Origin of the sequence: Streptomyces caeruleatus (genome assembly GCF_001514235.1) — a bacterium.
Taxonomy (GTDB): Bacteria; Actinomycetota; Actinomycetes; order Streptomycetales; family Streptomycetaceae; genus Streptomyces; species Streptomyces caeruleatus.
This window is the reverse complement of sequence record NZ_KQ948931.1, coordinates 434,301-454,963: the sequence shown is the minus strand read 5'-3', so window position 1 is coordinate 454,963 and position 20,663 is coordinate 434,301. Positions and strand designations below refer to the sequence as shown.

Below are 20,663 nucleotides of genomic sequence, written 5' to 3'. Positions count from 1 at the left end.
CAGTTGGACACGCAGACCCGCCCCTCGCCGTCCACGACGACCAAGCACATCTTCGTCACCGGGGGCGTCGCTTCCTCGCTCGGCAAGGGGCTGACCGCCTCCAGCCTGGGATCCCTGCTGAAGGCGCGGGGCCTGCGGGTCACGATGCAGAAGCTGGACCCGTACCTGAACGTCGACCCCGGCACGATGAACCCGTTCCAGCACGGCGAGGTGTTCGTCACCGCCGACGGCACCGAGACCGACCTGGACATCGGCCACTACGAACGCTTCCTCGACGTCGACCTGGACGGTTCGGCGAACGTGACGACCGGTCAGGTGTACTCGACGGTGATCGCCAAGGAGCGGCGCGGCGAGTACCTCGGCGACACCGTGCAGGTCATCCCGCACATCACCACCGAGATCAAGCACCGCGTCCGGCGCATGGCGACCGACGACGTGGACGTCGTCATCACGGAGGTCGGCGGCACGGTCGGCGACATCGAGTCGCTGCCCTTCCTGGAGACCGTCCGCCAGGTCCGTCACGAGGTCGGCCGCGACAACGTCTTCGTCGTGCACATCTCGCTGCTGCCGTACATCGGCCCCTCCGGCGAGCTGAAGACGAAGCCGACCCAGCACAGCGTGGCCGCACTGCGCAACATCGGGATCCAGCCGGACGCGATCGTGCTGCGCTGCGACCGCGAGGTGCCGGCCGCGATCAAGCGGAAGATCAGCCTGATGTGCGACGTCGACGAGGCGGCCGTGGTCGCGGCGGTCGACGCCAGGTCCATCTACGACATCCCCAGGGTGCTGCACACCGAGGGCCTGGACGCCTATGTGGTCCGCAAGTTGGGCCTGCCCTTCCGTGACGTGGACTGGACGCGCTGGAACGACCTGCTCGACCGCGTCCACCACCCGGACCACGAGGTCACCCTCGCCCTGGTCGGCAAGTACATCGACCTGCCCGACGCCTACCTCTCCATCGCCGAGGCGCTGCGGGCCGGCGGCTTCGCCAACCGGGCCCGGGTGACGGTGAAATGGGTCGCCTCGGACACCTGCGAGACCCCGGCCGGCGCGGCCAAGCAACTCGCCGACGTCGACGGCGTCTGCGTCCCGGGCGGCTTCGGCGACCGCGGCGTCGCCGGCAAGATCGGCGCCGTCAAGTACGCCCGCGAGAACAAGGTCCCGCTGCTCGGGATCTGCCTGGGCCTGCAGTGCGTCGTGATCGAGGCGGCCCGCAACCTGGCCGGCATCCCGGACGCCGACTCCACCGAGTTCGACCCGGCCACCGCGCACCCGGTGATCTCCACCATGGCCGAGCAGTCGGCCATCGTCGCCGGCGACGGGGACCTGGGCGGCACCATGCGGCTCGGCTCCTACCCGGCCAGGCTGGCCGAGGGCTCGCTGGTGCGCGAGGTGTACGACGGCCAGGAGTACGTCGAGGAGCGGCACCGTCACCGGTACGAGGTGAACAACGCCTACCGCGCGGAGCTGGAACGCAAGGCCGGGCTGGTGTTCTCGGGCACCTCACCGGACGACCGGCTCGTCGAGTACGTCGAGTACCCGCGCGAGGTCCACCCCTATCTGGTCGCCACCCAGGCCCACCCGGAGCTGCGCTCCCGCCCGACCCGCCCGCACCCCCTCTTCGCCGGCCTGGTCAGGGCCGCCGTCGACCGCATCACCGCCACCCCGTCCGCGGCCACCCCCACACACCGATAAAGGAGCCCCCGCATGGGTACCTCGCAGGGCCATCGCCCGGTCGTCGCGATAGTCGACGCCTTCTCCACCGCGAGCCATCTCGCCCCGCTCTTCCACGCCCGCGGCTACGACTGCGTACATGTCCAGAGCCTGGCGCAGCCGCCCGCCGCGTTCGGCGCGTCCTTCAGTCCCGACGACTTCCTCGCCAACGTCGTCCACGGCAGCGACCCGGCCGAGACGCTCGCCGCCCTGGCGCCGTACGCCCCGGTCGCGCTGCTGGCCGGTGCGGAGATCGGCGTGGAGCTGGCGGACGTCCTCAGCGAGGCGCTGGGGCTGCGGACCAACGGGACCGAACTGAGCAGCGCCCGGCGGGACAAGTTCCGCATGGTGGAGACCGTCAAGGCCGCCGGGGTGCCGGCCGCCGACCAGATCCTCGCCACCGACCTGGACACCCTGCTGGACTGGTACGGCGAGACCGAGCGGACCGTCGTCCTCAAGCCGGTCCGCAGCGCGCTGAACGACGGGGTGTCCTTCTGCGGCACGGCCGAGGAGGTCCGGGCGGCGTTCACCGCGCTCGTCGGCGCCGAGAGCGCGGTCGGTCTGCGCAACGACGCCGTGGTCGCGCAGGAGTACCTGGTGGGCGCCGAGTACTACGTCAACACGGTGAGCCTGGACGGCGAGCACTACGTGTGCGACGTCTGGAAGACCCAGCACCTCGGGGTGAACGGCGTGCGCGACCTGCTCGGCGGGTCGGCGCTGATGGTCCGCCGGGGGCCCGAGCAGGATCTGCTGACCGAGTACGCGTTCTCCGTGCTGGACGCCCTCGGGGTCCGCAACGGCCCCGCCCACACCGAGCTGAAGCTGACTCCGCAGGGCCCCCGGCTGGTCGAGACCGGCGCCCGGGTGTGCGGCGCCATGCTGCCCCTGCTGACCCGGGCGGCGATCGGCGAGAGCCAGCTGGAGTGGACGGTGCTCGCCTACACGGACCCGGCGGCCTTCGAGGCCCGTCGGCACACCGACTACGAGGTCGCCCGGCACGCGGTCTGCGTCAACATGATCGCGCCCGAGGCGGGCAAGCTCGTCGACTACCCGAAGATGGCCGACCTGCGCGCGCTGGAGAGCTTCCACGACGTGCTGCTGAAGGTGAGGCCGGGCGAGGAGATCTCACGGACCGTCAACGACCTCACGTACCCGATGCTGGTGCACCTGCTGCACGAGGTCGAGGGCGTCGTCACGCACGACTACATGACCGCCCGGTACCTGGACGGCGAGGGTTTCTACGATGTCGTCTAGCCGCCGTCTCGCCGTGGCCGCAGGCCCGCTGCTGGTGCTCGGCTACTGCGTCATCAACTCGACCAAGTCGGTCTTCGAGGGCGCCCTGGTCCAGGACCTCTCGCCGGAGTTCATCGCCTTCAACTCCTTCGTCGTGGCCCAGGCGTTCTACTTCCTCACCCTGCGCGACAAGCGGGAGCTGCGGGCCGCGGTGCGGCGCTGTCTGCCGGACGTGGTGATGCTCAACGTGTCCACCGCGGTCTGCTGGATCGCGGTGCTGTACGCGTTCACCGCGTTCGAACCGGCCCTGGCCAACTCGTTGATCATCGGGCTGGGCCCGGCCGTGACCATCGCGCTCGGGTTCAAGCTGCGGCCCGGCACGAAGGCACTGCCGCTGGAGATCGCCGCGGCCGGAGCGATGCTCGCCGCCATGGCGTATCTGCTGGTCACGGCCTCCGACGGCGAGTCGGCCATCGGGGCCCTGCCCACCGGAAAGCTGGTCTTCGGGCTGGTGATGTGTGTACTGACCACCATCTCGCTGTCGGGGGTGACGTACTACACGAAGCGGCTCGGCGACGCGGGGATGTCGGTGCGGCAGATGATGGCCTCCCGGTTCGTGGCCCTGATCGTCGCCACCTTCGTCATCCTCGTGGCCCGCGACAGCTTCGGCGCGTACTCCCGGGACAACGTCGGCGCCATCCTCGTGATCAGCCTCGTCGGGGTGATCATCTCGCTGTACCTGCTCCAGCAGGGCATCGTCCGGACCGAACCGATCACGGTCTCCATGCTGTTCGGGACGAACCTGCTGATCACCTACGTCGTCCAGTTCTTCGACCCGCGTCTGCACCAGTCCCAGGACACCTTCTACGGCGTGCTGGCGATCTCCCTGGCCATGTGCCTGGGCACCTGGGCCCGCTGGCGGGCGGGCAAGCGGGACGCCGAGCAGCCCGAACAGGACCTCAACGCCGAGGCGGAGGTGAAGGCGTGACCGTCCTCGCCCACCTCAGCGACCTGCACCTGGACGGCACCGCGCGCAGCGCCGAGCGCACCCGCCGGGCCGTGGCCCGGCTGACCGCGCTGCCGGGCGCGGTGGACGCCGTACTGATCACCGGGGACATCGTGGACCGGGGCACGGTCGCGGAGTACCGCCAGGCCCGCGAGGTCCTCGCCCCGCTGTACGAGCGCCACGAGGTGCTGCTGTGCCCGGGCAACCACGACTCCCGCCCGGAGTACCGGGAAGTGCTGCTCGGGGGCGGCGGTACGGCGACGGCACCGGTCAACGAGGCCCGTGACGTCGTCGGCGTCCGCGTCCTGATGTGCGACTCCTCGATACCCGGCCGCCCCGAGGGCCTACTGGAACCGGAGACCCTCGACTGGCTGGACAGGACCCTCGCCGCCGCCCCCGACCGGCCCGCCTTCGTCGCCCTGCACCACCCGCCCGCGACGCTCGGCCTGCCGTACATCGACCGCATCGCCCTGCGCGAACCGGACGCCCTGGCGAGGATCCTCGACCGCCACCCCCAGGTCGTCGCCGTCCTCTGCGGCCACGCCCACACCCCGGCCACGACCTCCTTCGCCGGCCGCCCCCTGCTCTGCGCCCCGGGCATCATCTCCACGGCCCTGCTCCCCTGGGAACAGGGCCCGGACTCCTCGTGGAAGACCTACGAGGCGCCGCCCGCGCTGACCTTCCACGTCTATGAGGAGGGCCGGCTCACCAGTCACGTACGGGTGGTGTGAGGCCGGGGGGGCGGGGCGGGGCCGGGCGGAGTCAGTACTGCCGGTGGTCGCCCCAGCGCAACCCCCGTTCGGCCTTCTCCAGTTGGCTCTGGGCGTGGCGCAGCCCCTGGGCGTTGCCGAGGGTCCGGCAGGCGGTCACGGCCTGTTGGTTGGCGGGGACGGCTTCCGTGTAGCGCATCGAGTCGACCAGGGCGCCGCCGAGCAGGACGAGGGCCCAGCTCTCGCGGAGGCCGTCGCCGCTGTCCCGGCAGGCCTCGCGGCACCGGCGCATCAGGGGGATGAGTTCCTGCGGGCGTCCGTACGGGGCGAACTCGTTGGCGAGTTCGAACAGCGCATAGACCGCGGCGGCGGGGCCCTGCACCGATTCGTACAGGTCGGCGCCGCGCACGCCGAAGGTGACGGCCTCCTCGTACCGGCCCTCCTTCCAGAGGGCCTTGCTGAGGGCGAGCAGGGCCGTGCCCTGGTGGCCCTGGGCGCCAATCGTGCCGTACGCGGTGGCGGACCGCAGATAGGCGTCGGCGGCCTCCTCGTAGCGCCGCGCCTCCATGAGGTGGTGGCCGAGGTGGAGGCGGGCCTTGCCCTCGCCGTCCCCCTCGCGGATCTCCGCGTAGATGTCGGCGGCCTGGCGCAGGACGGCGATGGTCTCCTTGAGCCGACCCAGTCCCTTCAGGGCGCGGGCGAGGTTGAGGAACGCGGAGGCCTGGAGGCTGGGGAAGCCCAGCCGGCGCATGATGTCGGCGGTGCGCACGTAAGCGGGGATGGCGTCCTCGTACCGCTCCTCGTCCAGGAGGAACTCCCCGAGGTTGTACAGCGACAGGGACTCGCCGCGCTGGTCGCCCGACTCCTGGTAGCAGATGATGGACCGCCGCGCGGCCGTGATGGCCTCCTTGCGCCGTGCCAACGACGCGAGGGCGAGGCTCAGGTTCCGGAGCGCGTCGGCCTCGCCGTGCCCGTCGCCACGTTCGCGGAAGAGCGCCACTGCCCGGGTGCCGGCGGCGACGGCCTCCTCATGCCGGCCGCTGCTCTCCAGGCCGAGGGCGACGTTGTCCAGGGCCTTGGCCTCCTTGGCGCCGTCGCCGAGTTCCCGGAAGAGCTCGGCGGCCCGCCGACTGGCGGCGACGGACTCGGCATACCGGCCCAACCGGCCCAAGTCGTTGCCGAGTTCGCCCGTCGAGGTGGCCTCGGATTTCGGTTCGCCGGCGGCGCGGAACGCCGCGACGGCCCGGGTGCGGGCGGCGATGGCCTCCTGGGTTCGATCCGACTTGACCAGCGCGGTCCCGAGGCACTCCCACGCCGCGCCCTCGCCACCCCGGTCGCCCGACGCACGGCAGATGGCCGCGGCCTCCTCACTGACGGCGACGGCCCGCTCGTACCGCTCCAGATACACCAGGCAGAGGCCGATGCTGAGGAGCACGTTGCCCTCACGGTCGCGGCCGGTCTCCCGGCAGATCACCAGTTCCCGTTCGTAGGCGCTGACGGCCTCGTCGTATCGGTCCATCGAGAGGAAGTTGGTGCCCAGTGCGTGCAGCAGCGCGCGATCCCGGGGACGGTTGCCCGTCTCGCGGTACAGGGCCAGGGCCTGCTCACAGACGGCGACGGCCTCCTCGTACCGTTCCGCCTTCGTCAGGGCCTCGCCGCGGTTGGACAGGGCATCGGCCTCACCGCTGTGGTTGCCGGCCTCCCGGAACACGGACGCGGCCTTGCCGCACGCCGTGGCGGCCTCCGCGAACCGGGCCGCCCGGACACAGGCGCCGCCCAGATTGGCCAGCGCCCGGGCCTCGCCGTCTCGGTTGCCGGTCCCGCCGAGGAGGACGGCCGCCTTCTGACAGGCGGTGACGGCCTCCTCGAACCGCCCCACCTCGACCAGCACGACACCGAGTCTGCCGAGTGCTCTGCCCTCCCCGGCGGGGTCGCCGATCTCCAGGCGCAGGGCGGCTGACCGTTCGTAGACGGGAACAGCGTCCTCGTACCGTTTCAGCTCGTACAGGGCGTCGCCCAGGTTGGTCAGGGAGTCGGCCTCGCTGCTGCGGTTGCCCTTCTCCCGGTAGACGGCGGCGGCCCGCCGGGTGGGGTCGAGGGACTCCTCGAACCGGCCCAGCCGCAGCAGGGCATGGCCCAGGTTGTGCAGCGGCGGCCCCTGCGAGCCACCCGCTTCGTGCTCCTCGAAGACGTCCAGGGCGCGTCGGCTGACGGTGACGGTCTCCTCGTAGCGCTCGGCCGCCGTCAGGGCGTTGCTCTGGTTGGTCAGCGCGGCGGTCTCCAGGTGCCGCTCGCCGGTCTCCCGGTAGATGGCCGCGGCCCGTCCGGCCGCGTCGGCGGCGTCGACCGCCCGCTCCAGCCGGGAGAGGGCGTTGCTGAGGTTGGTCAGCGCGGCGGCCTCCAGTGCGCGGTCGCCGGCCCGGCGGTAGAGCCCGACGGCCCGCTCGCTCGCGGTGGCCGCATCCTCGAACCGCCGCAGGTTCACCACCGTGCCGGCGAAGTTCAGGAAGAGATCCGCCGCGCCCTTCTCGTCGCCGCTGTCGAGACGCGCGTCGGCGGCCCGCTCCACGGCGGTGACGGCCTCCCCGAAACGCCCCAGCCCGGCCAGGACTTCGCCGAGCTCGGCCAGCGACTTCGTGAGCTCCGTGAGGTCGGTGCCGGGAGCGGCGGCGTCCAGTCGCCGCCGCAGGTCCGCGGCCTTCTCGACGGCGGCCAGCGCCTTCTCCCGGCGTTCCTTGCGGGGCAGCGACAGCCGGTGCATGACCTCCGCGTACGCGGGGAGGTCGAGCGCGGGGTGGGCCACGGCCACCTGCCGGTACAGGTCGGCGGCCTCCTGGGTGAAGGCCACGGCCTCTTCCTCACGGTCGAGGTCCCACAGCCGCCTGCCGAGGCTGTTCAGCGCGTTGGCGAGAGCGAGGGGCGAGTTGAAGCCGTCCTCAGCCAGCTGCCGTTGGATGTCCACCGCTTCCTGGATCGGCGCGAGCGCCTCGTTCGCACGGCCCACTCGCACGAGGAACTCGCCGAGGTTGAGCAGCACTTTGGACAGGTCGGGCCGATAGGCGGTCGGGTTCGCCTCGGCCAGCTCCCGGAACAGGCCGGTGGCCTCCCGTACGGCGTCCAGCCCCTCGTCCGTGCGGTCCAGTTCGAGCAGCGAGCGACCGAGGTTGTTCAGCGCCGCCGCCAGATGGGGCCGCTCGGCGCCGGGGTGGACGACGGCCAGTTGACGGTGCAGGTCGGCGGTCTCGCGTGCGGCCTCCAGGGCCTCCTCCCGGCGGCCCGCGTCCGTCAGCCGCAAGCTGAGGTTGCCCAACGCCCCCGCGAGAGCGCTCCGGTGGCCGGCCGGGTCCTCGGCGGCCGTCTGCCGGTGCAGGTCGGTGGCCTCCCGGGTGGCAGCCAGCGCCTCCTCCGGGCGGCCGTGACCCTGCAGCCGGTTGCCCAGGCTGGTCAGTGCCTTGCGCAGGGTGTGCCGGTGCGCGATGGGGTCGGCCGCGGTCAGCCGGCGACTGATCGCCACGGCCTCCTCGGTCAGGAACAACGCCTCTTCCGGACGGTCGACGTCGGACAGCCGGTCCCCGTGGTCGGCCAACGCGGTGGCCAGGCGACCCAGATGGCCGAGGTTCCCGGGGTCGGCCTCGATGAGTTCCCGGTACAGCGCGACCGCCTTCCCGGCCGGACCGACCGCCTCCTCCCGGCGTCCAGCGTTGGTGCGGCGCCACGCCAGGGTGCTGTACAGCCCGGCCCGTTCGCCCAGGTCCGTGGCGACGGCCAGGCGGTGGGCGATCAGGACCTCCATGACCGCGAGGATGCCGATGTCCAGGTTGACGTCGCTGCCTGCGGGGAAGCGGGACTCGACGGCCTCCAGTACGGCCAGCACCTCGGGGTCGGTGGCGGCGGCGTCCGGGGAGCCCTGGAAGCCCTGCGCCTTGATGTCGGCAAGCCCGGCCAGGGTGGTCAGGGCCGGGCTGCCGGCGGTGATCGCGAGGTCGGGATCGTCGAGCAACAGCGGGAACAGGACGTTCTCGCGGACATGGGCCCAGCGGCCGGCGGCCGACGCGAGGAAGGTCACCGCGCGCGGGGCGATGACGGTCCGCAGGTCCTCCTCGGCGGTGAGGGCGCCGGGGACGTCGCTGGCCCAGGGATCGGGCTCGTAGGACGTGATGTCGTGCCCGGGGGTGAGCAGCCCGAGGAAGTCCTCCGCGAGCCGGTCGGGGTACAGGGGCTCCAGGACCAGGGAGCGGTCGGCGGGCGGGTAGCAGAACCGGTGGTCCTTCAGCAGGTACCCGGAGTGTTCGGGCAGGTCCAGGGTCTGCAGGGCGCGCTTGCCGGTGAAGTGACCGACCGCTCCGGTGAGGACGGAGGTGAACACGGTCTGGGCCATGACGTCGGGGTCGGTCCGGTAGGTCTGCCCCTGCTTACCGGCGTCGTAGAGCCGCTGCCAGGCCAGGCGTTCGCGGTCCAGCAGGTACGCCGACAGTTCGTGCGGCTCGGTGAGCGACGGCTTCTTGCCGTCGGCGTGCGCGTCCACGGCGACCAGGGCCGCCATGTGCAGGTTCAGCGTCAGGCCGAAGTCCCGGTGATCCAGGGAACCCGGCGGCTCGATGTCCGCGGTGTCGGACAGTCCGTACAGGTCGGCGGCGCCGTAACGGTCCCGGGCGGCGGCGAACATCCGCGCGCGGTCCGCGGCCAGTGAAGGCAGGAGCAGGTCGTCGGAGTCGGCCCGGCGTTCGCCGAGCTCACCGCGGAGCGCGGCGAACCAGCGAACGGTACGGCCCACCAGCAGGACCCGGGTGGGCCGGTCCTGGTTGAGCACGGGATCGGACAGCAGACGTGCCAGTTCGCTGTGCGCCCACCGGTCGGCGTAGTCGACGACGAGGAGCACCCCGGCCCCGGCTCCGGCCTCGTCCGGGGCGGACGGACCGTCCGGCGCGGCTGCGCCGACCACGCCGCGGAACCCCGCCTGGCGGACCAACCACCGCTCGCCGACGGGCAGTTCCGTGCTTCTGGACTGCTCGGCGAACTCCGTCGCCAGCCGGGTCTTGCCCTGCCCGCCGGGGGCGTGCACCAGCAGGACCGACAGCCGCGTCCCCGGATCGTCCCGCCACCGCCGCAACCGCTCCAGTTCGGCTTCCCGGCCGACGAACGGCACGACGTGGCTGCGCGCGTCGAGCAGACGGCTGGGCTGCGTCATCAGCCAGGCGGAGCGGGGAGCGGACGGGGCGGGGAGGGGCTCGATCGCGGGTACGCGGGTGCCGTAGACGTTGATCGCCGTCGCGGTACCGCCGTCCCCGACGACGATCGCGCTGCCCTCACCGCTGCGCAGATAGTTGACACTCGGGCCGGGGTTCTCGGTCACCGCTGCTCACCCGCGCTCTCGGGACCCGGCGAAGGCGCACCACCGGTCCCGTTGGTGACACTCGCGTTCCCCCCGTTGCCCACGACGATCGCGCTGCCGTCCCCGCTGTGCAGGCTGCCGACGTAGGGGCCGGGGCCCGGGGCGTGGCCCGGTGCGGGCTTCTTCGGGGGCGGGTCCAGGTCCAGTTGGCGTATGTCTCCGCCGGGGAGCCAGATCCAGGCCTCGCCCCGGTGTTCCTTCTTCTCGACGTCGACGCGCCGGAATTCCTCCGGCGGGATGGTGGTGTACCCCTCCTCGACGACCTCGTGGAAGACGGTCGACGACAGCGCGACGGCCAGGCAGGCGTACGGCGCCGTGTCCAGGGCGGCGCGCAGGGGCGCGCAGTCGAGGATGCGGCCGGTCTCGACCGGGGCCCGTCCGACGAACCCGTTGGCGCCCAGCGCGACCGCGCCGAAGTGGACGACGGCGCGCAGCCTGAGCCAGGGCCGCCGCCCCTCGCCGAGGTTGAAGTTGAAGGCGCGCAGGCCCGCGTCCAGGGCGCGCATGAAGTCGTCGACCAGGGCGGGCTCCGAGGTGTCCGCGGGCAGGACGGCGAACAGCGAGTCCCCGCCCTCCTGTGTCTCCCATGCCGCACGGTCCAGCCCGGCCTTCGCGGCCGCCGAGTCCAGCAGCCCCACGATCGCCTGCTGGAACTGACGCTGTGTCTCCGCGTCGACCCCGCCGTACCCTTTGGCGTCGACCGCCAGCAGCGGCCTGCGCCCGAACGCCGTTACGGCGTCCGGCTCGTCCACACCGTTCCCCACCATGACACCTCTCGGTACACGAACTTCACTGGGGAGATGGGCGTGTCTCTCAAATCCCCTTCAAATCAACGGAGTTACCGCACAGACTCCGTCCGGAGGGGCCCGGCGCCCGCCCGCTCCCCCGAAGGCGAGCGCCGGTGACAGCATTCGTACACCTGTCGTCCCGTGTGAACCCCGTGGAAGTACGGGTTGCTGGTCCGCCTGGGAAGAGCGACCGCTGTCGAAGTCCGGAGAACCCGCAGAAGTGACTGGTCCGGTCGCGGTCTTCGCCCGCCTACTGGACGGACCTCGTGCACGTCGACCGAAGGAGACTTCATGGCACCGACCGGACAGGCGGCGGCCGGCCGCCCCGCGCAGTACATGCTGACCGCGCTCCAGACGACCCACCAGCACGCGGACGCCAAGGCCGGGATCCTGGCGGCGGTGCAGGCGGCGCTGGTCGGCACCTCGGGGACGTGGATCCGGCAGTCCGTGGCCGTCTGCGGGCAGGGCGGCGCGGCCGGGGTGTACGCGGGGACGCTGCTGGCCCTGTTCGTCTGCGGGCTCGTCGCGGGCGCGGTGACCCTGGCGGCGGCCGTGCGTCCCCGGTTGCTGCGGGGCTCGGCCGACAGCAACCGGTACAGCTTCGTCCAGCTGGCCTCGGGTCCCGACCTCGCCGGCACTCCGCCCACCGGCACACCGGCCGCCGACGAGGCCGCGGACCGCCTGGAGCTGTCGCACACGCTGCGATTCCTCGCCCGTGTCGCCGTACGCAAGTACCGCTGGCTGACGGGAACCGTGGTGTGCACGGCCGTCATGGGGGTGAGCGCGGGGCTGAGCGTGGCCCTGCTGCCGGTGCTGAGCTGACCTGGCACCCTCTAGGGGAGCGGAGGCGTCAGGTCCGCGAGGCCGGTGAGGCGGGGCAGGTTCAGGATCGTGGTGGTGCGGTAGCCGGTCTTCAGCACGCGGTCCTTGCGGAGGTCGCTCAGCACCTTGTGGATGGTCGTCTCGGCGGCGCCGACCATCGTGGCCAGCTCCGGCTGCGTCAGCGAGCAGCCGATCTCCACTCCGTCGGCCCGCTCGGTCCCGTAGCAGTCGGCGAGTTCGACCAGCAGCCGGGCCAGCCGCGCCTTCGCCGGATAGCCACGGAAGTCCAGCCGCCGCCGGTTCGCCCAGCGCAGCCGGTTGGCGACGATCCCGGTGAGCGCCAGGGAGATCTCGGGCCGGCTCAGCAGCAGTTCGCGCAGTGTCTCGGCCGAGATCCGCCGGGCGGTCAGCGGGCCGCAGGCGGTGACCGTCGCGGAGCGCGGTGCCCCGTCCATGGCCGCCATCTCGCCCACGGTGTCGCCGCCGGCCCGGACCGCGAGAAGCGAGGTCTCGCCGTTCTCCACGGTCGCCGTGACCTTGACGAACCCGGACAGCAGCAGCAGTACGTGCCGGTCGTCCCAGCCCTCTCGCAGCAGTACGTCACCGGCGTCGAACCGGACCTCCGTGCCCCGGCGGAGCAGTTCGAGCCGCGCCGGGAGCGGCAGCATCCCCAGCAGACTGCGCGCGGGCCACTGTGCGGCCCCGATCGGAACAGCCACGGGCATCCCCCTGTCTCCCGGCGCCGGCCGTGTTCGTGTCCGCTCTCGTGTCCGGCGCCCTCAGGACATCATCGGGCGGCCGTCGAGGGAAGCGTTTTCGCGTCGACGGCCCGAGCGGCCCAGGGCGATGAGGCAGGTGTCGATGGCGTCCCGTGCGCGCGGCCCCAGCCGTGAACCGGGGCCTCGGCCCGCCGTCCCGGCGTATCCGCACGTCACCGCGCCCGGCCTATCCTTGGCAGTGAGTGACCGGCCCGCCGGTCAGGGGGTCTCGGACGTTCCCGGACGAGCCAGGGAGGCCCCCGTGAGTGTGCGTCGGGGTCGTGCGGTCCTTGCCGCAGCCGTGTTGCCGCCGGTCGTGGCCGTCGCCCTGTCGCTGGGGGGCTGCGGCTCGGGTGGGAGCGGGTCCGCGGAGGGCGGGTTCAAGGTCGGGCTGTTGCTCAGCCAGAACGTGCAGACGCGCTGGGAGAGGTTCGACAAGCCGCTGATCGAGAAGAGGGTCACGGAGCTGTGCGCGCGGTGCACGGTGGAGTACGCCAACGCCGAGGGGGACGTCGCCACCCAGAAGCAACAGGTGGAGACCATGATCAACAGGGACGTCGAGGTCCTGCTCCTCAGCGCCGTGAACTTCAGGTCGCTGCGCTCCTCCGTCGAGAGGGCCCACGACGCCGGCATCCCGGTGATCGCCTACGACGGTCTCGTCGAGGGCCCGGTCTCGGCCCATGTCTCCTTCGACAACGAACGGGTCGGCAGGCTCCAGGGCGAGGCACTCCTGAGGGCGCTGGGGAACAGGGCCGACAAGGCCGACAGCGGGCAGGTCGTCATGATGAACGGCCCCCAGACCTCCCCGACGAACGTCGCCTTCAAGAAGGGCGCGCTGTCCGTCCTCCAGGGCGAGGTCAGGATCGTCAAGTCGTACGACACCCCGGGCTGGAGCCAGGAGACCGCCCACACCAACATGGACAACGCCCTCGCCGCCCTGGGCACCGACAGCGTCGACGGCGTCTACGCCGCCAACGACGGACTGGCCGCCGGTGTGATCTCCGCCCTCAAGAACGCCGGCATCGACCCGCTGCCGCCGGTCACCGGCCAGGACGCCGACCTCGCCGCCGTACAGCGCGTCGTGCTGGGCGAGCAGTACATGAGCGTCTACAAGCCCTTCAAGGCCGAGGCCGACGCGGCCGCGAGGATCGCCGTCGCCCTGGGCCGCGGCGATGACATCACCGACCTCACCGACACCACGGTCGACACGGCCACCACCAAGCACATCCCCGCCGTCCAGCTCGACCCCGTCCCCGTGACCGTCGCCGACATCAGGTCCACCGTGGTCGAGGACGGCGTCTACACGGTCGACCAGATCTGCGCGCCCGAGCTCGCGGCCGCCTGCCGGAGGGCCGGACTCACCGAGTGATGCGGGACGCGCCCCGTCGCCTCCCCTCGACCCTCGCGAGAAAGTCTGTCTTCGCGGATCCACATCTCCGCACCCGGCGGCGCTAGGGTTGTCGGAGTCCCCGAATCGAAGGTGCTATGCCCGCTGAGAACGTCCCCGTCGCCGGGAACCTCGACGACGACGACTATCCCGCCTACACCATGGGACGAGCCGCAGACGTTCTCGGCATCACCCCCGCCTTCCTCCGCGCGGTCGGGGGCACCGGGCTGATCACCCCGCTGCGTTCGGAGGGCGGCCACCGCCGCTACTCCCGCCGCCAGTTGCGGATCGCCGCCCGCGCCCGTGAGCTCGTCGACCAGGGCACCCCCGTCGAGGCCGCCTGCCGCATCATCTCCCTGGAGGACCAGCTGGAGGACGCCCTCCGGCTGAACCGGGACCTGCGCCGAAGGCTGGACGAGCGGGACGCGGGCGCTTAGATACCTGATCCGGCCGGTACAGAATTACGGTCCACGGCGGACGAGAATTCCTGGTCCGTCCCCAAAATGCACAGGGCCTTCCGGCCCGACTGTGTTAGCGTGATAGCAGTTGCAGTTTTGGTTGCCAGAGACTTGTTTCTTTGCAGAGCTTTCCGGATCTTTCCGGAGGGGTGATCATCGCGGCGACTCGGATCCGTAAAGTGCGGATTCCGGCACTGCCCCCCAAGGGAGATTCAATATGGCATCTGGCACCGTGAAGTGGTTCAACGCGGAAAAGGGCTTCGGCTTCATCGAGCAGGACGGCGGCGGCGCTGACGTGTTCGCCCACTACTCGAACATCGCCACCAGCGGCTTCCGCGAGCTTCAGGAAGGCCAGAAGGTTACCTTCGACGTCACGCAGGGCCAGAAGGGCCCGCAGGCCGAGAACATCGTTCCCGCCTGACGCTGACTGTCGCGAACATGTGGCTGGGGCCCGCGCTCTTGGGGTGCGGGCCCCAGCCCATTGCTTTCCCCGAGTTCCCCGGGCTCCCCGGGGTCTCCCAGCCTCGGTGATCCCGGATTCCCCGAGTCACTGACAGCCCCGGCTTCCCGCCGAGCGGCATTTCGTATTCCCCTCGGCTCATTCTTGTGAATCCGCGTGCGGTCTCCCACCGCTGGGCAGAATTCCTCGATACGCCGGATCGAGGAAGGTTCCCCATGAACCGCACCCGCCGTACCGGCGGCAGCTCAGGACGTGTCCGTGCCCACAAGTCCGGCCGGCAGAACCCCCGAGCACGCACCACCACCACCCGTCCGCAGGAGTTCACCCTCCCGGTCACCCTCACCGAGCCGCTGCCCGCGGTCGCGACCTTCGCCGAGCTTGAGCTGCCGGCCCGGCTGCTGACCGCGCTCGCCGCCGAGGGCGTGACCGTGCCCTTCCCGATCCAGGCCGCCACGCTGCCGAACGCGCTGGCCGGACGGGACGTGCTGGGCCGGGGCCGCACCGGGTCCGGCAAGACGCTCGCCTTCGGCCTGCCCGTGCTGGCCCGGCTGAACGGCCGGCGAGCCGAACCCCGACAGCCCCTCGCGCTCGTCCTCGTCCCCACCCGGGAACTGGCCCAGCAGGTCACCGACGCGCTCACCCCCTACGCCCGCGCCCTACGGCTGCGGCTCGCCACCGTCGTGGGCGGCATGGCGATCGGCCGCCAGGCGACCGCGCTGCGCGGCGGCGCCGAGGTCGTCGTGGCGACACCCGGCCGGCTCAAGGACCTCATCGAACGCGGCGACTGCCGGCTGGACCAGATCGGCATCACCGTTCTGGACGAGGCCGACCAGATGGCCGACATGGGCTTCATGCCGCAGGTGACCGCCCTGCTCGACCAGGTCGCCCCCGGCGGCCAGCGACTGCTGTTCTCGGCCACCCTCGACCGGAACATCGACCTTCTGGTCCGCCGCTACCTCCACGACCCCGTGGTGCACTCCGTCGACCCGTCCGCGGGCGCCGTCAGCACCATGGAGCACCATCTGCTGCACGTGCAGGACGCCGACAAGCACACCACCGCGACCGAGATCGCCGCCCGCGACGGCCGGGTGATCATGTTCCTGGACACCAAGCACGCCGCGGACCGGCTGGCCAAGCACCTGCTGTCCGTCGGTGTGCGCGCCTCGGCCCTGCACGGCGGCAAGTCCCAGCCGCAGCGCAACAAGACGCTCGCCCGGTTCAAGGACGGCGAGGTCACCGTCCTGGTGGCCACCAACGTCGCCGCCCGCGGCATCCACGTCGACGACCTCGACCTCGTCGTCAACGTCGACCCGCCCGGCGACCACAAGGACTACCTGCACCGCGGCGGCCGTACCGCACGCGCGGGCGAGTCCGGCACCGTCGTCACCCTGGTCCTGCCGCACCAGCGGCGCGCCATGGACCGGCTGATGGCCGACGCCGGCATCACACCGCGCTCCGCCCGGGTCCGCCCCGGCGAGGCCGAACTGCACCGCATCACCGGCGCCCGCACCCCCTCCGGCGTGCCCGTCACCCTCACCCCGCCGCCCGCCGAGCAGAGCGAGCGTACGGGAGCCCCCGGCCGCGGCCGGCGCGGACGGGGCACCGGCCGCAGCGGAAACGGACGCTCCACCACCACCCGCAGCCGTCGCTCCGCCCCTAGGAACACTCCGAGGAACACCCCGTAGCCCAGGCAACCCCGTGGAGGCACCCATGCGTTGTGTCATCGCCCGTTTCCCGTTCGACCTGATCAAGAGCGAGGTCGAGCACTCGATGAGCGGCGTCACGCCCGAACCCCTCGTGGGCGTGGCCGTGACCATCGGCAGCAGCGTCTACCCCGTGATGCAGGTCGGGGAAGTGATCACCCGGCAGAACCGCCGTGACTTCACCGCCGGAGAGATGCGCCGGGCCCTGACCCGGCTCGGTTTCACCTGCCACGACACCCCTCCGGTCACGTCGGCCGGCGGCACGCGCGCCGACGAGGGTGCGCTGGGCTGGTGACGTCCCGACCGCTGTCCGTACCGTGACGGCTGTGGTCGGGCTAGGCTCCTGAGACATGACGCACCCTGACGACCTGCTCGTCGCGATTGCCGCGATGGTGGAGTCGCGGCACAGCAGCCAGATGTCCCTGACCGTGGTGATCCCGGGAGCCGTCATCACGGGACGGCTGGCCCCGGAGGCCCTGTGGAAGGAACGCGTGGCCGAAGTCCTCGGGGACTCCGACCACCTGCGGCCGTTCGCCGCGGCGTTCGCCCCGCCCCGGGACCGCGGCGGCCACCGGCCGGAGGACGGCTCCGGACCCACGCATCTCCACTTCCACGTCGCCCGGATCCTGCAGGGCAGCTTCGGCATCCCCGACACGGGCGGCATGTACCGGGTCGCGCTGAAGGACGTGAGCGCCTGGACCATCGGGGACATCGGCTACTCGGACCAGTAGAGAGCCCCCGGCTCCTCCCCTGCGCGGGGAGGAGCCGGGGGCTGACCCGTCGCTCGGTCTACGCGGCGTCGTCACCCGTCACATCGGTCACCGTCCAGCGCTGGTTGGCGCCGGAGTTCGGCTGCCACAGGCCGACGGCGGCACCGTCGTTCGTGGACTGACCGGAGACGTCCGGGAGCTGTCCGGTGGCGGCGTTGACGAGGGTCCAGGTGCCGTCGCCGGTCGTCGACATGATCCACTGGGCGGCGCCGTCACGGCGGCCCTCGTCGGGCTCGGCCACCAGGGCGCCGTCACGGACGGCAAGACGCTTGTCCTCGGTCGCCTCGGTGAACGCGTACCGCTTGCGGTTGTCGCTGCCGTTGCCGCTGATCTGCTCCACCCGCCACTGCTGACCGCTGGGGTCGGCGGCGTCGGCGGCCCTGATGACGAGGCCGGTGCCGTTGTCGGCGATGGTGAGGTCCTTGCCGCTCTGGACGCCGGTCAGCCGGTAGGTGTGGCCCTTGCGCAGCTCGGCCGCGTCCTTGGCGACCCCAAAGACGCCCTTGACGAGGAACGACGTCACGGACTGGGCGGGCACGGCGATCGTGGCCTGCTTGCCGGTGACCCGGACGGGCTTTTGCTGCTCCAGCTTGCCGTCGGCGCTGGTCACCACGGGGGTGACGGTGGCGTGCGAGGAGACGCGGCCGAACTTCGACAGGTCGAGCGTGACGTCGCGGGCCTCGGTGGTGCTGTTGACGTGGACGACGGTCGCCGCGTCGCCCTTGCGGGAGATGGCCGCGGTGCTGGAGGTGTCGTTCGTCTTGATCAGCCGGTCGCCGGGCTTGATGTAGTGGGTGAAGTTCCGGGCCGTGTCGAACTTGGTGTTGGTGTAGATCGGGCAGGACTCCAGGGTGTCCTTCGAGGTGCAGCTGAACGACAGCTGGATCTCGCCCCAGTTGCCGCCCTTCGCGGACTCGCCGCCCGGCTTCATGTTGTCGTAGTCCTCGACGGGCTGCCAGAACACCCAGGCGCGGGGCTCCAGTTCACGCAGGTCGTCGACGATGCGCTGGGCGAGGCCGAGGCCGGGGCGCATGTCCGTGAAGCTCTGCCCGTCGCCCCAGTCACCCTCGACCTCGCTCATCCACAGCGGCTTGTCGGCGGCCTTGGCCAGGTCCCGGACGGTGGTGCGCTGGCTGGTGCCGTAGGTGTGGACGTTCATCTGGCCGACCAGGTCGCGCACTTCCTGGGGGTAGGAGTTCCAGTTGGTGGCGAAGGTGCCGGGGTTGGTCTCGTCCATCGCGGAGATCTCCGCGTCGGACTTGGACTTTGCCAGGGTCGGGGCCAGCGCGCGGAGCACCTTCTGCTGGAGCTCGGGGCCGATGTGGGCGCCTTCCTGACGGCCGCCGACGGGCTCGCCGTCCGCGCCGAGCTTGGTGCCCCAGTAGTTGGTGTTCGGCTCGTTGAACGGGTCGAGGGTGTCGACCTTGATGCCGTGCGCCTTCTCCAGGCGTTCGGTGGCGCCCACCAGGTACTTGGCGAAGTCGTCCACGGACTCGGTCTTGAGCTGGTCCTTGCCGGCGTCGAAGTTGCCGGAGACGTAGCCGCTCTCGGTCATGAACCACGGCGGGGAGTTGCTGAAGGTCTCCCAGTGGGTGATGTCCTTCTTGATGCGGTCGATCCACCAGCGCTGCGTCTTGTCGGCCTTGTTGTTCCAGTCGGCGGGGTCGTCCGCGTCCCACCAGTCGACGTCCTCGCGGGTGGTGCCCGCCGGGGCCTTCCACCAGCCCTCGACCGCGCCGCCGGCCCGCAGGTAGTCCTTGACGTCCGGGGCGTTGCCGCCGCCGATGTTGTAGCGGGCGATGTTCAGGGCGAGGCCGTCGTCGCCGAAGAGGAGCTTCGCGAGCCTCTCGCGGATCGCGGGCGGGTAGTCGCCGGTGGCGTTGGCGAACCAGACCAGGCTGGTGCCCCAGCCCTCGAACTTCTCCTGCTTGTACGACGGGTCGGGGCGGACGGTGACCGAAGCGGCGGCGGTCGTGTCCGCGGGCGCGGCCGGCAGTGCGGTGGCCGCCAGCGCGGTGCCGGTCGCGAGGGCGGTGACGCCGATGCCCAGGAGTCTTCTCTTACGGGTGCGGTGTGCCATCTCGAGTACTCCAGCTCTTCCGTGCGCCGCGCGGACCGGTGGGGGTTCGATGCGGGTTCGGTGCGGGTTCGATGCGGGTTCGATGCGGGTTCGATGCGGTTGGATTCGGTGCGGTTCGGTGTGTTCTCGTCCGGTTTCGGCTCGTAATGTTTACGTAAACATCCGCTGGCGGGATGTCTACACTGTGCGAATCTCGGCGGTCAAGGAGTTGGCCGGAATCGAAAGTTGCGCACCCAGGGGGCAGCGTGGGGACGACGGACAGGGACGGCGCGCCGATGGACGCGCGCCCCGCGGGAGGCCGTGGCCGGGGGCGTGCCGCACGCCCGCGGCAGGGCGCCTCCATGGCCGACGTCGCCCAGCTGGCGGGGGTCTCCTCCCAGACGGTGTCCCGCGTCTCGAACGGCTTCCCCGGGGTGACCGAGGAGACCCGGCAGCAGGTCATGGCCGCGATGCGGGAGCTGGGCTACCGGCCCAACAGCGCCGCCCGGGCCCTCAAGCGGGGCGAGTTCCGCACGCTCGGTGTGATCACGTTCTCGCTCTCCACCCACGGGAACATCCGCACCCTGGAGGCCATCGCGACCTCCGCGGCCCGACACGGGTACGCCGTCACGCTGCTGCCGGTCGCCGTGCCCACCCAGGACGAGGTGAACGGCGCCTTCTCCCGGCTCGGGGAACTCGCCGTGGACGCCGTCATCGTCATCATGGAGATCCACCTCCTCGACGCGGCGACGGTCTCGCTGCCGCCCGGCGTCCAGGTCGTCGTGGCCGACTCGGACGCCGGCGACCGCTACACCGTCGTCGACACCGACCAGGCGGGCGGCGCCCGCGACGCCGTACGGCATCTGCTGGACCTCGGCCACGACACGGTCTGGCACCTCGCCGGTCCCGAGGGCTCCTTCGCCGCCCAGCGCCGCGCCAACGCCTGGCGTGACGCCCTCACCGGGGCGGGCGTGACCCCGCCGCCCCTGGTCCGCGGCGACTGGTCGGCGGAGTCGGGCTACCGGGCCGGGCTGCGCCTCGCCGACCACCACGACTGCACGGCCGTGTTCGCGGCCAACGACCAGATGGCCCTGGGCCTGCTCCGCGCCCTGCACGAACGCGGCCGCAGGGTCCCCGACGACGTCAGCGTCATCGGCTTCGACGACCTGCCCGAGTCCGCGTCCTTCCTGCCGCCGCTCACCACCATCCACCAGGACTTCGCCGAGGTCGGCCGTCTCTGCGTCGAGAGCATCATCACCAAGATCCGCCAGGGCGGCACGGCCCACGGCACGACACTGGTGCCGACGCGTCTCGTACGCCGTGCGAGCACGGGCGCGCCGGCGGGTGCCCGGGAGGGCGGCTAGGAGGTTCCGCGCGGTCGCCGTCGCGGGGCAGGATCACTCG

16 protein-coding genes are annotated in these 20,663 nt (G+C 71.5%); 12 read left to right on the top strand and 4 right to left on the bottom strand.

The annotated features are described in order from the left end of the window. Positions 1 to 3 precede the first annotated feature (3 nt). Genes AQJ67_RS25650 through AQJ67_RS25635 form a run of 4 tightly spaced genes read left to right on the top strand, consistent with a single transcriptional unit; the run spans position 4 to position 4,683 of the window. On the top strand, positions 4 to 1,695 hold the full coding sequence (locus AQJ67_RS25650; RefSeq protein WP_062721516.1) for a CTP synthase: 1,692 nt from the start codon (positions 4 to 6) through the stop codon (positions 1,693 to 1,695). Between the two features lie 12 nt (positions 1,696 to 1,707). Next, positions 1,708 to 2,967 carry an ATP-grasp domain-containing protein gene (locus tag AQJ67_RS25645; protein WP_062721514.1) on the top strand — a complete coding sequence of 420 codons (1,260 nt, stop codon included), beginning with the start codon at positions 1,708 to 1,710 and terminating at the stop codon, positions 2,965 to 2,967. Continuing rightward, positions 2,957 to 3,934 (top strand): hypothetical protein, encoded by a 978-nt coding sequence (locus AQJ67_RS25640; protein ID WP_062721512.1) that lies wholly within the window; start codon positions 2,957 to 2,959, stop codon positions 3,932 to 3,934. Before AQJ67_RS25645 ends, AQJ67_RS25640 begins: the two co-directional genes overlap by 11 nt. Next, the gene (locus tag AQJ67_RS25635) at positions 3,931 to 4,683 is read left to right on the top strand and encodes a phosphodiesterase (RefSeq protein ID WP_062721510.1); all 753 of its coding nucleotides are present in this window, start codon (positions 3,931 to 3,933) and stop codon (positions 4,681 to 4,683) included. The genes AQJ67_RS25640 and AQJ67_RS25635 overlap by 4 nt, the downstream gene beginning before the upstream one ends. A gap of 31 nt (positions 4,684 to 4,714) precedes the next feature. On the opposite strand, the gene AQJ67_RS25630 is transcribed toward AQJ67_RS25635, so the two are convergent. Together AQJ67_RS25630 and AQJ67_RS25625 are read right to left on the bottom strand one after the other, a co-directional pair. Next, on the bottom strand, positions 4,715 to 10,015 hold the full coding sequence (locus tag AQJ67_RS25630) for a tetratricopeptide repeat protein (RefSeq protein WP_062721508.1): 5,301 nt from the start codon (positions 10,013 to 10,015) through the stop codon (positions 4,715 to 4,717). Then, the gene (locus tag AQJ67_RS25625; protein WP_062721506.1) at positions 10,012 to 10,821 is read right to left on the bottom strand and encodes a hypothetical protein; all 810 of its coding nucleotides are present in this window, start codon (positions 10,819 to 10,821) and stop codon (positions 10,012 to 10,014) included. The genes AQJ67_RS25630 and AQJ67_RS25625 overlap by 4 nt, the downstream gene beginning before the upstream one ends. 312 nt (positions 10,822 to 11,133) lie before the next feature. On the opposite strand from AQJ67_RS25625, the gene AQJ67_RS25620 reads away from it, so the two are divergent. Continuing rightward, a complete protein-coding gene (locus AQJ67_RS25620) occupies positions 11,134 to 11,664 on the top strand; it encodes a Pycsar system effector family protein (RefSeq protein ID WP_062721504.1) in 531 nt (176 codons plus the stop codon). Between the two features lie 11 nt (positions 11,665 to 11,675). On the opposite strand, the gene AQJ67_RS25615 is transcribed toward AQJ67_RS25620, so the two are convergent. Further along, positions 11,676 to 12,383, bottom strand: coding sequence for a Crp/Fnr family transcriptional regulator (locus AQJ67_RS25615; protein WP_244190592.1), 708 nt, complete (start codon positions 12,381 to 12,383; stop codon positions 11,676 to 11,678). A gap of 301 nt (positions 12,384 to 12,684) precedes the next feature. Here AQJ67_RS25615 and AQJ67_RS25610 point away from each other — a divergent pair, with 301 nt between their 5' ends. The 6 genes from AQJ67_RS25610 to AQJ67_RS25585 all read left to right on the top strand — a co-directional run bounded on the left by AQJ67_RS25610 (position 12,685) and on the right by AQJ67_RS25585 (position 17,161). Next, entirely contained in the window at positions 12,685 to 13,791 is a 1,107-nt protein-coding gene (locus tag AQJ67_RS25610; protein WP_244190591.1) for a sugar ABC transporter substrate-binding protein, read from the top strand. Between the two features lie 116 nt (positions 13,792 to 13,907). Next, positions 13,908 to 14,246: a helix-turn-helix domain-containing protein gene (locus AQJ67_RS25605; protein WP_062721499.1), complete on the top strand. Its 339-nt coding sequence runs from the start codon at positions 13,908 to 13,910 to the stop codon at positions 14,244 to 14,246. 238 nt (positions 14,247 to 14,484) lie between these two features. Next, positions 14,485 to 14,688 (top strand): cold-shock protein, encoded by a 204-nt coding sequence (locus AQJ67_RS25600; protein WP_007383480.1) that lies wholly within the window; start codon positions 14,485 to 14,487, stop codon positions 14,686 to 14,688. Positions 14,689 to 14,942: 254 nt separating this feature from the next. Continuing rightward, on the top strand, positions 14,943 to 16,412 hold the full coding sequence (locus AQJ67_RS25595; protein WP_062721497.1) for a DEAD/DEAH box helicase: 1,470 nt from the start codon (positions 14,943 to 14,945) through the stop codon (positions 16,410 to 16,412). A gap of 25 nt (positions 16,413 to 16,437) precedes the next feature. Beyond that, positions 16,438 to 16,725: an SCO5918 family protein gene (locus tag AQJ67_RS25590; protein WP_062721495.1), complete on the top strand. Its 288-nt coding sequence runs from the start codon at positions 16,438 to 16,440 to the stop codon at positions 16,723 to 16,725. A 55-nt stretch (positions 16,726 to 16,780) separates the two neighbouring features. Then, positions 16,781 to 17,161, top strand: coding sequence for a hypothetical protein (locus AQJ67_RS25585; protein ID WP_062721493.1), 381 nt, complete (start codon positions 16,781 to 16,783; stop codon positions 17,159 to 17,161). A 58-nt stretch (positions 17,162 to 17,219) separates the two neighbouring features. On the opposite strand, the gene AQJ67_RS25580 is transcribed toward AQJ67_RS25585, so the two are convergent. Beyond that, on the bottom strand, positions 17,220 to 19,280 hold the full coding sequence (locus tag AQJ67_RS25580) for a glycoside hydrolase (RefSeq protein WP_062721491.1): 2,061 nt from the start codon (positions 19,278 to 19,280) through the stop codon (positions 17,220 to 17,222). A 341-nt stretch (positions 19,281 to 19,621) separates the two neighbouring features. Between AQJ67_RS25580 and AQJ67_RS25575 the strand changes: the two genes are divergently transcribed. After that, positions 19,622 to 20,623 carry a LacI family DNA-binding transcriptional regulator gene (locus AQJ67_RS25575; RefSeq protein ID WP_062721489.1) on the top strand — a complete coding sequence of 334 codons (1,002 nt, stop codon included), beginning with the start codon at positions 19,622 to 19,624 and terminating at the stop codon, positions 20,621 to 20,623. Positions 20,624 to 20,663: the final 40 nt, after the last annotated feature.

Coding starts and splice junctions, on each gene's coding strand:
- AQJ67_RS25645 (WP_062721514.1), top strand. CDS start 1,708: ATGGGTACCTCGCAGGGCCATCGCCCGGTCGTCGCGATAGTCGACGCC.
- AQJ67_RS25640 (WP_062721512.1), top strand. CDS start 2,957: ATGTCGTCTAGCCGCCGTCTCGCCGTGGCCGCAGGCCCGCTGCTGGTG.
- AQJ67_RS25625 (WP_062721506.1), bottom strand. CDS start 10,821: ATGGTGGGGAACGGTGTGGACGAGCCGGACGCCGTAACGGCGTTCGGG.
- AQJ67_RS25620 (WP_062721504.1), top strand. CDS start 11,134: ATGGCACCGACCGGACAGGCGGCGGCCGGCCGCCCCGCGCAGTACATG.
- AQJ67_RS25605 (WP_062721499.1), top strand. CDS start 13,908: ATGCCCGCTGAGAACGTCCCCGTCGCCGGGAACCTCGACGACGACGAC.
- AQJ67_RS25600 (WP_007383480.1), top strand. CDS start 14,485: ATGGCATCTGGCACCGTGAAGTGGTTCAACGCGGAAAAGGGCTTCGGC.
- AQJ67_RS25595 (WP_062721497.1), top strand. CDS start 14,943: ATGAACCGCACCCGCCGTACCGGCGGCAGCTCAGGACGTGTCCGTGCC.
- AQJ67_RS25590 (WP_062721495.1), top strand. CDS start 16,438: ATGCGTTGTGTCATCGCCCGTTTCCCGTTCGACCTGATCAAGAGCGAG.
- AQJ67_RS25585 (WP_062721493.1), top strand. CDS start 16,781: ATGACGCACCCTGACGACCTGCTCGTCGCGATTGCCGCGATGGTGGAG.
- AQJ67_RS25580 (WP_062721491.1), bottom strand. CDS start 19,280: ATGGCACACCGCACCCGTAAGAGAAGACTCCTGGGCATCGGCGTCACC.
- AQJ67_RS25575 (WP_062721489.1), top strand. CDS start 19,622: ATGGCCGACGTCGCCCAGCTGGCGGGGGTCTCCTCCCAGACGGTGTCC.